Here is a 12,564-nt window from a genome sequence, read left to right as displayed (position 1 = left end):
ACAATCCTTCATGCGGCAAAAGTCTGGAGAGGCAAATACGTCTCAGCTCAGGGAAGATGAAGCCGCACGGAAACAGGACAGTGATCCGAGAGGCCATCTGGCAGGGTGTCGTTCCGGTACGTCATGACCCGCAGGCTGTCCGGGATGAGCCAGGAGCGTGCTTCATTACCGAGCATGATGTGGTCGATGAAGTATTCGCCGCCCCAGCAAGGGCTGGCTTTTCCGGCTGTTGCGAGCAGGACCGGGGCATCATGCTCGATTTGCTGTATGAGGGGATCATGGAGCGTCAGCCGGCGATTGAAATCTCCGAGAACAGCGTAGGGTTCGCCTTCATCCTGACGTTCGGCAATCCAGTCTTCAAGAATCTGGAACTGTTGATACAGCGTCGGGCAGGAATGTTTGCGTTGAGTGAGAGGCTGATCCCAGCACCCGGTTTTCAGATGAACGACCAGAATGCGGAAATGGCTTGTCCCGTCAGAGACTGTGACGTCCAGGCCTGTTCTTAGATGATGGGATGCCTTTGGGCCGGTCACATCCAGAGCAGACAGCTCTTCGTTGACCGTCACATTAAGCGGTCGTTTCACGGCGAGGCCGACGCGCTGGATAACGGGCGCTTGGGAAAGAATGATCTGATAGGTTTGTGGATCGAAGACCCGTGCAGCGGATTCCGGGCCGTCCACTTCCTGAAAAGCGATGATATCGGCGTTCAGGTGGGTTGCGTAGTGATGCAGCCGGATGAAGTCATTTGGCTGGCGGCCATGGACATCATCGGGAAGAGCAGGGTCTCCCGTCTGTTTCAGGGAGAGCCAGTCCAGATTCCAGGTTGAGAGTTTGATATCTCTGGCCTGAGCTGGAATAGCCTCGCCACACATCAGTGCGGCGAGGAGAAGTAGAGAAAAAAACCTCAGACGGCTTCTTTCTCAGTTGCGCCCATCTCGGTGAGGACACTTTCGACGGACCGTGTGGTGCGTGTTTTCTCGTCGAGAACGAGAATTTCACCATTCGGGATGTCGTAGAACCAGCCTTGCAGCGTCAGTTCACCCTGCGACAGGGCGCGGACAACAGCAGGATGCGTGCGAAGATGAGCAAGCTGAAGCAGGACGTTGTATTCTGCAAGCTGGCGGATATCGGCCGGGCCGGCATCTTCCGCCTTCAGGTCACCCATGGCGGCGCGGGCGGCTTCAGCGTTGCGCAGCCAGCTCCGGACGGTGGGGAGGCCATCCAGTTTCGGGGCGTTCAGGTCCAGCAGGGCGTTCATGGCGCCGCAGTTGGAATGACCGCACACAACGACATTCTTCACCTTGAGAGCCGCAACAGCGTACTCAATGGCGGAAGACACGCCACCAAGCATTTCGCCGTAGGCCGGAACGATGTTGCCGACGTTACGGACGATGAAAAGCTCGCCCGGTTCGGTCTGGGTAACGAGGCTCGGGCTGATCCGGCTGTCGGCGCAGGTAATGAACAGTGTGGAGGGGGACTGGCTGGTGGCCAGACTTTCAAACAGCTCCGCACTCTCCGGATAGACGTCCGTCTCGAATGTACGGACACCGCTCAGCAGTTTCGCCAGAGTATCACGACCACAGGCCATGGTGTTCTCCTTTCTATAAACTAATGAGCAGTTAGGAGGCTTTGTCAGGACAGGTAAAGCAGTAAAAGAACGGCTTCATCATTTGTTACTGCCCTGACATACCTTGTCGTTACGCTTTACGACGTAGCCAGACGCTCGCGCAGCATTGCAAAGACTTCTTCAGCATTTGCATTTGGACCGCCAGCCTGAGCCATATCTGGCCGTCCACCGCCGCCTTTACCGCCCATGACTTCCGACGCTGCACGCACCAGTGTTACGGCATCCAGGCGATCTTTCAGATCGGCTGTCACGGAAATGACAATGCTGCCACGACCATCGGCTTCGGAAATGAGTGCTACAACACCGGAGCCGATCTGCTTGGAAATGCTGTCTGCAAGGCCTTTGAGTTCCTTGGGGCTGACATCGCCAAGATTGCGGGCAGAGAGAGTAATCCCATTAACGGTTTCTGTGGCACTGGTGCCTTCACCCGTTGCCAGCTTGCGCTGAAGATCGGAAATCTGGCTGTTCAGAGACTTCCGTTCTTCCAGCAGGGCGGTAACGCGAGCGATGGTGTCAGACACCGGAACCTTCAGTAGTTCGGCGATCTGCTTGAGACGGCTTTCGGTCTCCAGAGCCAACGTCTCGGCGGCAACACCGCAGACGGCTTCGATACGACGAACGCCAGCAGAAACACCACTTTCAGAGACGATGCGGAACGGACCGATTTCACCAACGCGTCCAACATGAGTGCCGCCGCAAAGCTCGATGGAGTAGGCCGGGCGGCCTTCTTCACCCTTGCCCATGGAAACCACGCGAACTTCGTCGCCATATTTCTCACCGAAAAGCGCCATAGCGCCTTCTGCCACAGCCTGTTCCTGCGTCATCAGGCGCGTTTCTACAGGTGCGTTTTCGCGAATGCGGGCATTCACTTCGGCTTCGACAGCCAGAAGCTCTTCGTCCGTCAGTGGGCGGGGCTGGCTGATGTCGAAGCGCAGACGTTCCGGTGCATTCAGGCTGCCCTTCTGCGTGACATGCGTGCCGATCTGGCGACGCAGAGCTTCATGCAGCAGATGGGTGGCCGAGTGATGGCCACGAATAGCGGTGCGGCGCTCATGGTCGATCTCGGCATGAACGGCCATGCCGGGCTTCAGTGTGCCTTCAACGACTTTGCCGTAATGAACGATCAGATCGCCATTGCGCTTCTGGGTATCCGTGATTTCGACCCTTACGCCATCAGCCGTGAGCGTACCGTGATCGCCAACCTGACCGCCACTTTCACCGTAGAACGGTGTCTGGTTCAGCAGGATGGCGATGGTGTCGTCACCCGTGGGGGCTTCGGCCAACTCGTCATTGACACGGAAAATGCCCTGAACTTCGGCATCAGCCTTTTCAGAAACATATCCGAGGAACTCACTTGCGCCATGCTTGTCACGCGCATCGAACCATACGGTTTCGGCAGCAGTATCACCGGAGCCGACCCAGGCAGCACGGGCACGCTGGCGCTGTTCGGTCATGGCGCTTTCAAAGCCTGCTTCATCAACAGTGCGCCCCTGCTCACGCAGGGCGTCCTGCGTCAGATCCAGCGGGAAGCCAAACGTGTCATAAAGTTTGAAGGCGACATCGCCGGGAAGGGCCTGCTTGTCGCCGAGGCGGCTGACTTCATCGGACAGAAGGGTCAGGCCGCGTTCCAGTAGGGCTGTGAAGCGTTCTTCTTCGCCCTTCATGGTTTCAGTGATGAGAGCCTGATGCTGCACGAGTTCCGGATAGGCTGCACCCATCTGCTGGATCAGGGCAGGGAGCAGACGGTAGAACACCGGATCCTTGGCGCCCATGATGTGCAGGTGGCGCATGGCGCGACGCATGATGCGGCGCAGGACGTAGCCGCGACCTTCCTTGGATGGCAGAACGCCGTCAGCAATCAGGAACGCCGTGGAGCGCAGGTGATCCGCAACAACGCGATGGCTGGACTTGAACGGGCCGTCTGCGTCCTGGTTCATGATATCGGCGGAGGACTCGATGAGCGCACGCATCGTGTCAGTGTCGTAGTTGTCGCGCTTGCCCTGCATGATGGCGGCAAAGCGTTCCAGACCCATGCCTGTATCGATCGATGGGCGTGGCAGATTGTCGCGGGAGCCATCGGCCTGATCGAGGAACTGCATGAACACGAGGTTCCAGATCTCGACAAAGCGATCACCATCTTCATCCGGGCTGCCCGGAGGGCCACCGAAGACGCTCTCACCGTGATCATAGAAGATTTCTGAACATGGACCACATGGTCCCGTGTCGCCCATACGCCAGAAGTTGTCGGATGTGGCGATGCGGATGATGCGATCATCGCTCAGGCCGGCCACTTTTTTCCAGAGATCGGCAGCTTCTTCATCGTCGGCGTAAACCGTAGCGAGGAGTTTCTCTTTCGGAAGGCCGAAATCGCGAGTCAGCAGCGTCCATGCGAAATCAATGGCATCAGCCTTGAAGTAATCTCCAAAGCTGAAATTGCCCATCATTTCGAAGAATGTGTGATGACGGGCTGTATAGCCGACGTTATCGAGGTCGTTGTGCTTGCCGCCTGCGCGTACGACTTTCTGAGCCGTGGTCGCACGGTTGTAGGGGCGTGTTTCCTGGCCCGTAAAGACGTTCTTGAACGGCACCATGCCAGCGTTCGTAAACAGCAGCGTTGGATCGTTCTGCGGCACGAGGGAAGCCGAGGGAACAATGCGATGGCCGTTCGACCCGAAATAGTCGAGGAAGGCTGAGCGGATGTCGTTTGTGCTGGTCATGAGCTGAAGCGTCAGGTTCCGGAGAAGGCGGGGAAAACTAGCCTTACTCCTAGACCATTGTGAGCCGCTTGGAAATGTACGGGTCAGGGAGCTTTCTGCTGAAAGACTTCTGAATTTTCTTGAGGCAACGGTATTTGTGGTTCAGGTTCAGGGGAAGTCAGGCCTGCTGCAGGAATTTCTACGGCCATCTGCACGAGTTCCAGAGGGGTCTCAGGAATCTTGGCGCGAAAAACCAGTCGTCTGGAAAGATTGAAATTTGCAAGCATGCCGCAGCCTGCACCGATTGCCAGGGCGATGACAGGGTATGTGACCGTCAAGGGCACTACGGCGTACAACATGAAAACGGCGCCCCGGTTGAGAAGAAAACCGAAGGCATTCGCGAGCAGAAAACGCAACCATTGCAGGATTAGATGCTGGTTGTCTGCTCCAGTGGAACGGAACGTCCAGAGCCGGTTCAGAACCCAGTTGAAGGTAGCCGCAGTAAAATAGGCGCTGATTGTGGCTGCGACGAGTCCGATCTCGGGGCGGAGAATATCAACGCTCGCCCAGTCCACGAAGAAACCAAGCGCGCCGACAACGCCAAAGCGCAGGAACTGGTCGATAATTTCGGGACGGGAGCGGGGATAAAAGATACGGCTGCGTCGCAAAGAGGCGTCTCCGTGACAGGGGAGGGCTGCTCTAACGTGAAGTGGGAGGAGCTGCAAATGCCCTGAAACCAAAAAAGGCGTCCCGAAGGACGCCTTTTTCAGAAAACCCGGAGCCCGAGGGCCCCGGCGCCTTATCAAACTGAATTACTTCAGGATGATTTCGACGCGACGGTTCTGCGGCTCGCGGGTGTTCGGGCCTGTCGGAACCAGCGGCTTGCTTTCGCCATAGCCGTGGATGTCGACAGCAGCTGCCGGAACGCCGTCACGGATCAGTTCAGCCTTCACGCTCTGGGCGCGACGGAGGGACAGACCCATGTTGTAACGCTCACCACGCGGGCCCGGGTGGGCTGCGGAGTTGTCGGTGTAGCCGTTGACTTCGATGCGCGTCGTCTGGACGTGCGTGGAAGCCTGAGCTGCCTGAGCAACGATCTCACGAGCGCGGCCCGTCAGGTCAGACTTATCCCAGTCGAAGAACACGAGGTACGTGCGAGCTGGGGTCGGAGCTGGCGGAACAACAACCGGAGCCGGCGGCGGCGGTGGCGGAGCCGTGTCGAACGCATAACGCAGACCCAGGATGAACTGGTGCGAGAAGCGCGGATCGAAGTTCACGTTGCCCTTGTGCAGGCCGCTGCCGTTACGGTTCCAAGAGGTGGAACGGTAAGCGCCATCAGCAAACTGCTGACCGATGAAGCGGTATTCGGTCGTGACAGCAAGGCCCGGAACGCCCGGAATGTCGTAAGCTGCACCGACGATACCCTGATACGCGAAGCTGCCCTGCGTACCACCGACGCGGTTAACCGCACCGTTGGAGTAGTTCGTCGTGATCGGGTTGTAGTGCTGCCACAGGTAGCCAGCGCCAACACCAACGAACGGCGTGACAGGAACGTTCAGGCCGAAGTGGGCCAGATCGATGTCATACAGGACGTTGACGAAGCCGCCATATGCCTGATCGGAACCCTTCGTGGAGCCCGTAGCAGCCGTCTTGTTGCGGTGGTTGATCTGGGAGTAGTTGTATACGCCCTCAACTTCAACGCGCAGACCGTTGCCGAAGCCCCAGCCGAAAGCGCCGAAGCCCGTGAAGCCGTCCTTGTGACGGAACTGGGAGCTGCTGCCAGCATTGCTGGTGGAGCCATCAGCCTGCGTGGTTGGCGAGAAGCTGGCGTGCTGGTTCTGGACCAGGTTGTAACCACCGCCAATGTTGACGTACGGGCCAGTGACCGTGCTGGCCATGGCGAGCGACGGTGCGGCGACCATCGACGTCATGGCAAGGAGTGCCGTGCGGAGACGCATGTTTTCGTCCTCTTAGTGACTAACGTTTCGAGCCATTGGCAGAACTGCTTCGACCAACGGACCCAGCGCGATGCATAAGCGCATATAGATCGGGTAGTTCCCTCGGACAAAGCCAGACAGAGCATCCCAGATCCACTCGGGGTGGAGGGAGTGACAAAAAAGTCACATTCCATTCCGCCCGGTTTACGATCTACGCCTCGCGTCCCTGTTGCCATAGCTGAACGTTTCTGCGGATGCCAGAGCATCCGCTGGATTTGTGAAAATCAAATGCAGTGAAAAAACAGAAAGTTAGGCTCTTTCATAAAGGACTGTAACAGTCCTCATGGCTGGCAGCCTTCATTTATCAGCAAGTTACGCACACTTTCCATCGGAACGTCACGACTTGTAAAAGCCTTTCCAATACCGTGAAGCAGAACAAAAGAAATGCGTCCATTCTGCATCTTCTTGTCCCGAGTCATGTGGTCGAGAAGTGTTTGTGCTGAGAACGATTCTCTAAACCAGTCAAAACTGGTGGGCATCTCAAGGGAGCGAAGGTGACTGTCGAGGCGAGCGAGATCTTCTTCTGGCGCGTGGCCAAGCTTTACAGAAAGAGCCATCGCCAGATGCAACCCGATGGAAACGGCTTCCCCATGAAGGATACGACCGTCGTAACCGAGTTCAGCCTCAATGGCATGGCCAAAGGTGTGACCAAGATTGAGGAGTGCGCGTCCGTTCTGTTTGGCTTGTTCTTTTTCATCAGCGGCCACAACGGCGGCTTTGAAAACACAGGCACGGCGAACCGCCTCGGCGAGTGCGGCCGGGTCTCCGCTCAGGACATCGCCGCCGTTGTCTTCACACCAGGCAAAAAGGTCTGGATCTGCGATCAGACCGGACTTCACAATTTCGGCATAACCGGCAACCCGCTGTCGACGGGGTAGAGTCGCGAGGGCTGAGTTGTCGGCCAGCACGATGATGGGCTGATGGAATGCGCCGATCAGGTTTTTCCCGGAGGGAGAATTGATGCCGGTTTTGCCACCGACGGAACTATCGACCTGTGCGAGAAGAGTCGTTGGAATCTGGACGAAGGGAATGCCGCGCAGTGCCGTAGCTGCGACGAAGCCTGCGAGATCACCAATGACACCCCCTCCCAAAGTAACGATGGTGGTACCGCGTTCGATTCCCAAAGATAGAAGGCGCGTCATGACCTCTCCGTAGCAGGAGAGGGATTTGCTCTCTTCGCCACCGATGACCGAAATAACTTCGGTTTCAATCCCGGTTTCTGCGAAGGATGCCAGCAGGCGTGGAAGGTGCAGGGCAGCGACCGTGTCATCTGTAATAATGACGACCCGCTTCTGGCGCAGGAGGGGAGCAATTCGGGCGCCCGCGCGTGAAATTAGGTCTGAGCCAATCAGAACGTCGTAGCTGTGCTGCGCCAGTGCGACATGGACTTTCTGAGGATGTGTATGCTCCGAAAGGCTTTCGCAAACACGTTGGACGCCCTGTTCCACGGTTTCATCTCCACAATCTATGATGATGTCAGCTTCCGCATAGACGGGGTAACGGACCCCAACCAGACGGGTCATGATGTCTTCCGGACTGCCCTGAGCCAGAAGTGGCCTGCCCCCTCGACCATGTACGCGCCGCAGAAGGACGTGGACTGGCGCTCTCAGCCAGACCGAAACGGCATGCTTCCGCACAAGCTGGCGCGTCTGCGCGTCCATCCATGCACCGCCGCCTGTTGCCAGGATGCAGGGTGGTCCCTTGATGAGGCGCTGGATGACCCGGCGTTCACCTGCTCGGAAATAGGCTTCTCCGTGACGGGCGAAAATTTCGGGAATCGTGCAACCGGCGGCGCGTTCGATCTCAGCATCGGCATCGACGAACGGCAGGCCATAAACCTGTGCCAGGCGACGGCCGACAGTGGTTTTTCCGGCTCCCATCATGCCGACGAGAACAACTGTGCTTGTCGGTGTAGGGTGAGTGACCGCCCAATCGGCGGAAAGTGAGGGTGGCAGAGGTGACATGCTCTGCTACCTATCATAGGAGAGGGCATCACGTCCTGCCTGCACTTTGAGACCTGAACATAATGGCCCAATCTGATCGTTCGTCTTCCCGTCTTCCCATGATTGCCGGGGGAGGCCTTGTCATTCTCGCTGTTGTGCTGGGTGGCGGTTTCCTGCGTCTGGGCATGAATGCTGTTCCGCCTGAGCAGACGCAGGTTCATAAGGAAATTCCGGCGTCCACGTTTGCGACGACGAGTGCCGCTCCGGCTGCGCTGCCTGCCATGCCGCCTGTTCCAGTCGCTCCTGTTCCGGGAACTGCCCAGCCGGTTGCTGCGCCGGTGGCCCCGACACCTGCGGCTCCGGCCCCTGTTGCTGGTACGGTTCCTGCGCCCGCTCCGGCTGCGTCAAGCGCCCCTGTGCTGACGCCATCTACACCGCTGCCGACAATGCCAGCCCCCAAGCCTGCACCGTCTCAGGGCGCGGCGGTGGCGCCTGCACAGGCCGCACCAGCACACTGAAGGATACTGTCTGCCGGATGACAGAGGTCACGGATCGTCACGTCGAGGCATTTCTGGAAATGCTGGCGGCGGAGCGTGGTGCGGCACTGAAAACCCGGCAGGCCTATGCGTCTGACCTGTCTGACTTTGCCCGTCATTGTGCGCCCGTGTCATTGGCGCAGGCGACGGGTGAGCAGGTTCGGGGTTATCTGGCGTCTCTGTCGCAGGCTGGAATGGCGGCCCGGACGGCGGCCCGGCGTCTCTCCTGCCTGAAGCAGTTTTATCGCTTTCTCATGCTGGAATCGATTCGGTCCGATGATCCGACCGATCGCCAGCAGGCTCCCAAAATCTCTGCTTCGCTTCCGCGTCCGTTGGACGAGAAAGAAATCCGCCTTCTTCTGGAAGAGGGAACGAAAGGACACGAGAACGAGCGGCGAGATATTCTGTCCCAGGCTGCTCTGGAACTTCTCTACACAACTGGCCTGCGTATTTCCGAACTGCTGTCGTTACCCGCCAATTGTGTGAAAGCAAAAGGCGCGACGCTTCTCGTGCGCGGCAAGGGGGGCAGGGAACGTCTGGTGCCATTGTCCCGCAGCGCCCGGGAAGCAGCCGAGGCTCTTGTCTATTTTGATCGGGATCTGGGGAGCCCTTATCTCTTTCCGGGCCGTAATCCTGACAAGCCTCTGACACGTCAGGGGTTCGACAAGATTTTGCTGGCCTGTGCTTTGAAAGCCGGGATTGATCCGGAACGTGTCAGCCCGCATGTGCTCAGACATTCCTTTGCCAGTCATCTTCTGGCGCATGGGGCAGATCTGCGGGCGCTTCAGATGCTTTTGGGCCATGCTGATATCGCGACCACCCAGATCTATACGCAGGTGATGGCGGAACGTCTGAGGCAGCTTGTGACAGCGCATCATCCTTTGGCGAAAGTCACGCTTGTGGACCCTGCTGACTCGTAAAATCAGAGGGGGCTGTTTCCAGATGCGCTGGCGTGCTATCCGGCTGGCCATGCGCCAATTCCTAGATTTCGAGAAGTCGGTCGCCGAACTCGAGACCAAGATCGACGAACTCCGCCAGATGGGCAGCCAGGAGAAGGACTCCGGCACCAGCGGCATCAATATCGATGACGAGGTTGCCCGTCTTTCAGACAAGGCGGACAAACAGCTTCGTGCGACCTATGCAAAGCTTACGCCATTGCAGAAGGTGCAGGTTGCCCGTCACGCCCAGCGTCCCAAGGCTCTGGACTATGTTCGTCTCCTGACCACAGATTTCACGCCTCTGGCCGGTGACCGCGCCTTTGGTGATGATGAAGCCATGATCGGTGGTCTGGCCCGTTTCCGTGGCGAGCCCGTTGTGGTGATCGGGACGGAGCGCGGTCACGATACGGAAACGCGTTTGCGCCACAATTTTGGCATGGCCCGTCCGGAAGGGTACCGGAAGGCGCAACGTCTCGTGGAGATGGCGGGTCGTTTCGGTCTGCCGATTCTGAGCTTCATTGATACGGCCGGTGCGTGGCCGGGAATTGACGCAGAAGCCCGTGGGCAGGCTCAGGCCATTGCGAAGTCCATCGATATTTGCCTCAAGGCTCCTGTCCCTCTGATCGCGACCGTGATTGGTGAAGGTGGCTCCGGCGGTGCAATTGCGATTGGTGCCGGTGACCGTGTGCTGATGCTTGAGCATTCGATCTATTCCGTCATTTCTCCGGAAGCCGCTGCCTCCATCCTGTGGCGCGATCCAAAGCTGGCGCCTGCCGCCGCCGAGGCCCTGAAGCTGACGGCACAGGATCTGCAGGGGCTTGGTTTGATTGACCGGATTGTTGCGGAGCCGATCGGGGGGGCGCAGCGCTCTCCGGACGATGCGGTTCATGCGGTTGGCAATGCGATTGCCGAGGAACTGGCAGAGCTTCAGAAGTTGACAGGGCCAGCTCTTCTCCAGAAGCGCCGGGACAAGTTCCTGGCCATGACCCGTGGGTCTCTGAACTGATACAAAAAAACCGCTGCTCCAAAGGGCAGCGGTTTTTTTTGACCTTACGCTTTGTGCGGAGGGTCGCCACTGACTGGCTCACGGCCATGGGCCATGATGAGGTCGCGAAGAAGTGGTCCCACTGTTGTAACGGCTTCTGCGTCATAGCCTTTGGCGACGAGAGCTGTGCCTTTCGTGCCATCTGTCAGACCGTAGGGATAAGAGCCGAGGTCAATTCCCGGAAACCTGTCCTGCAATCGGCGCAGATCATCTGCGAAATCGCCTTCCTTCAAGCCTGCGGCGTGCCAACTGACGGATGTTAGAGGAGGGCCTTTTTCCAGTTGAGGGACCAGAGCGTCCACCATGGACGCGAAGATGGACGGAACGCCGGCCATCACATGCACATTTCCTATGCTGAAGCCGGGAGCCGCAGAAATCGCATTTTCGATGGGAACTGAACCCTCCGGAAACATGGCCATCCGCTGTCGCGCGGTATTGAACTTCTCTTTCCCCATAAGAGCTTCAAGCTTCTGAAACGTGGGCTCATGGCGGAGCAGGGGAACGCCCATGGCCTTGGCGATGCATTCTGCCGTGATGTCATCATGGGTGGGGCCAATGCCACCGCATGTGAAGAGAATATCGAATCGGGCCCGACATTCGGTGACGGTCTGGACGATGTGATTTTCAATGTCCGGAATGACGCGCACTTCGAGCAGCCGGATGCCTTGGGCATTCAGTGCGCGGGCCAGAACCTGTGTATTGGCGTCCTGGGTACGGCCGGAGAGTATTTCGTTGCCTATGACGAGCAGGCAGGCGTTTTTTTGAAGCATGAGTCTCGTCCTGATAGTCTGGTGGATCAAACGTAGCGCGTTGTGCCGCGTTGTCGAGCAGGGGTGGACGTCTGGCCCTGCGCAATTTCAAACAGGACACTCATGAGCACTCTGAAGCACCATCTCCCTGAATGTATTCTCGATCTGCGTGCAACGCTGGGCGAGGGCCCTGTTTGGAGTGAGGCTGAAAAGTCGCTTTATTTCGTGGATATTATTGCGGCCAAGGTGCACCGGTTCACGCCGGAAACGGGCGCGCACAAGACGTGGGATGCGCCGGACCGCCTGGGGTTTCTGCTGCCTGTGGCAAACGGAACTTTCCTCGCTGGTCTGCGAGATGGGCTGCATGGCTTTGATCCGGAAAGCGGTGATTTTGAAGCCGGGCCGGAGATTGAGCCTGAGAAGCCGGGTAATCGTCTGAATGACGGTTGCGTGGATCCGTTGGGTCGCGTCTGGTTCGGCACAATGGATGATGGGGAAGAAGAGCCGACGGGTTCAATCTATCGCGTCGTGCATACGGAAGATGGTCTGGACATTACGCATCATAACGAAGGTTATATCGTCTCGAACGGTCCGGCGGTCTCACCGTGCGGGCGTGTGCTGTATGTCTGTCACAGCCCGAAGCAGACGATTTATGCATTCGATGTGGATGAGAAGGGCAATCTCTCCAACGAACGGGTTTTCGCCACACTGACGCATGGCTATCCGGACGGAATTGTGACGGACAGTGAAGGCAATTTGTGGTGCGGAGCATGGCTGGGCGGTCGTGTGGTTCGTTTCCGCCCGGATGGAACGGAGCTTCCTTCCATTCCCATGCCTGTGAGCAATGTGACGAAGGTCGCTTTTGGGGGCGACGATCTGAAAACCGTATTCGTCACGACGGCGCGTAAGGGGCTGGATGAAGCCACGTTGGCTCAGGAGCCTCAGGCTGGCTCGCTGTTTGCGTTCCGAACGGATATGCCTGGTAATCGACAGGCTGAATTTCAGTTGAACGACTGAACCAAAAGGGGGCTGC

General features: G+C 57.9%; 11 protein-coding genes. 4 read left to right on the top strand and 7 right to left on the bottom strand.

Going from position 1 to position 12,564, the window contains the following annotated elements:
• Positions 1 to 47: 47 nt before the first annotated feature.
• The 6 genes from AC3B6F_RS14280 to aroB all read right to left on the bottom strand — a co-directional run bounded on the left by AC3B6F_RS14280 (position 48) and on the right by aroB (position 8,284).
• Positions 48 to 872: an endonuclease/exonuclease/phosphatase family protein gene (locus AC3B6F_RS14280; RefSeq protein ID WP_489824857.1), complete on the bottom strand. Its 825-nt coding sequence runs from the start codon at positions 870 to 872 to the stop codon at positions 48 to 50.
• A gap of 32 nt (positions 873 to 904) precedes the next feature.
• Entirely contained in the window at positions 905 to 1,588 is a 684-nt protein-coding gene (locus tag AC3B6F_RS14275) for a carbonic anhydrase (RefSeq protein WP_489824856.1), read from the bottom strand.
• 116 nt (positions 1,589 to 1,704) lie between these two features.
• A complete protein-coding gene (gene alaS, locus AC3B6F_RS14270; RefSeq protein WP_489824855.1) occupies positions 1,705 to 4,344 on the bottom strand; it encodes an alanine--tRNA ligase in 2,640 nt (879 codons plus the stop codon).
• Positions 4,345 to 4,427: 83 nt separating this feature from the next.
• Positions 4,428 to 4,991: a GtrA family protein gene (locus AC3B6F_RS14265; protein WP_415514871.1), complete on the bottom strand. Its 564-nt coding sequence runs from the start codon at positions 4,989 to 4,991 to the stop codon at positions 4,428 to 4,430.
• 144 nt (positions 4,992 to 5,135) lie between these two features.
• Entirely contained in the window at positions 5,136 to 6,281 is a 1,146-nt protein-coding gene (locus AC3B6F_RS14260; RefSeq protein ID WP_010501197.1) for an OmpA family protein, read from the bottom strand.
• Between the two features lie 320 nt (positions 6,282 to 6,601).
• Positions 6,602 to 8,284, bottom strand: a complete 1,683-nt coding sequence (aroB, locus tag AC3B6F_RS14255; protein ID WP_489824854.1) for a 3-dehydroquinate synthase — start codon at positions 8,282 to 8,284, stop codon at positions 6,602 to 6,604.
• A 62-nt stretch (positions 8,285 to 8,346) separates the two neighbouring features.
• Between aroB and AC3B6F_RS14250 the strand changes: the two genes are divergently transcribed.
• From AC3B6F_RS14250 to AC3B6F_RS14240, 3 genes are read left to right on the top strand one after another with little or no spacing between them, the layout of a single operon-like run.
• On the top strand, positions 8,347 to 8,781 hold the full coding sequence (locus tag AC3B6F_RS14250) for a hypothetical protein (protein WP_489824853.1): 435 nt from the start codon (positions 8,347 to 8,349) through the stop codon (positions 8,779 to 8,781).
• A 17-nt stretch (positions 8,782 to 8,798) separates the two neighbouring features.
• On the top strand, positions 8,799 to 9,719 hold the full coding sequence (locus tag AC3B6F_RS14245) for a tyrosine recombinase (protein ID WP_489824852.1): 921 nt from the start codon (positions 8,799 to 8,801) through the stop codon (positions 9,717 to 9,719).
• A 49-nt stretch (positions 9,720 to 9,768) separates the two neighbouring features.
• Positions 9,769 to 10,743, top strand: a complete 975-nt coding sequence (locus AC3B6F_RS14240) for an acetyl-CoA carboxylase carboxyltransferase subunit alpha (protein ID WP_010501206.1) — start codon at positions 9,769 to 9,771, stop codon at positions 10,741 to 10,743.
• 44 nt (positions 10,744 to 10,787) lie between these two features.
• Here the strand turns inward: AC3B6F_RS14240 and AC3B6F_RS14235 are convergent, their stop codons facing one another.
• Complete coding sequence (locus AC3B6F_RS14235; protein WP_489824851.1) at positions 10,788 to 11,552, bottom strand: competence/damage-inducible protein A; 765 nt, start codon at positions 11,550 to 11,552, stop codon at positions 10,788 to 10,790.
• Between the two features lie 102 nt (positions 11,553 to 11,654).
• Between AC3B6F_RS14235 and AC3B6F_RS14230 the strand changes: the two genes are divergently transcribed.
• The gene (locus AC3B6F_RS14230) at positions 11,655 to 12,548 is read left to right on the top strand and encodes an SMP-30/gluconolactonase/LRE family protein (protein ID WP_489824850.1); all 894 of its coding nucleotides are present in this window, start codon (positions 11,655 to 11,657) and stop codon (positions 12,546 to 12,548) included.
• The last annotated feature ends 16 nt before the right edge of the window (positions 12,549 to 12,564 follow it).

The sequence above is a fragment of the Gluconobacter sp. ESL1110 genome (assembly GCF_058107395.1).
This window is presented reverse-complemented; position numbering and strand designations above follow the sequence as displayed.

Coding starts and splice junctions, on each gene's coding strand:
- AC3B6F_RS14280 (WP_489824857.1), bottom strand. CDS start 872: ATGTGTGGCGAGGCTATTCCAGCTCAGGCCAGAGATATCAAACTCTCA.
- AC3B6F_RS14275 (WP_489824856.1), bottom strand. CDS start 1,588: ATGGCCTGTGGTCGTGATACTCTGGCGAAACTGCTGAGCGGTGTCCGT.
- alaS (WP_489824855.1), bottom strand. CDS start 4,344: ATGACCAGCACAAACGACATCCGCTCAGCCTTCCTCGACTATTTCGGG.
- AC3B6F_RS14260 (WP_010501197.1), bottom strand. CDS start 6,281: ATGCGTCTCCGCACGGCACTCCTTGCCATGACGTCGATGGTCGCCGCA.
- aroB (WP_489824854.1), bottom strand. CDS start 8,284: ATGTCACCTCTGCCACCCTCACTTTCCGCCGATTGGGCGGTCACTCAC.
- AC3B6F_RS14250 (WP_489824853.1), top strand. CDS start 8,347: ATGGCCCAATCTGATCGTTCGTCTTCCCGTCTTCCCATGATTGCCGGG.
- AC3B6F_RS14245 (WP_489824852.1), top strand. CDS start 8,799: ATGACAGAGGTCACGGATCGTCACGTCGAGGCATTTCTGGAAATGCTG.
- AC3B6F_RS14240 (WP_010501206.1), top strand. CDS start 9,769: ATGCGCCAATTCCTAGATTTCGAGAAGTCGGTCGCCGAACTCGAGACC.
- AC3B6F_RS14235 (WP_489824851.1), bottom strand. CDS start 11,552: ATGCTTCAAAAAAACGCCTGCCTGCTCGTCATAGGCAACGAAATACTC.
- AC3B6F_RS14230 (WP_489824850.1), top strand. CDS start 11,655: ATGAGCACTCTGAAGCACCATCTCCCTGAATGTATTCTCGATCTGCGT.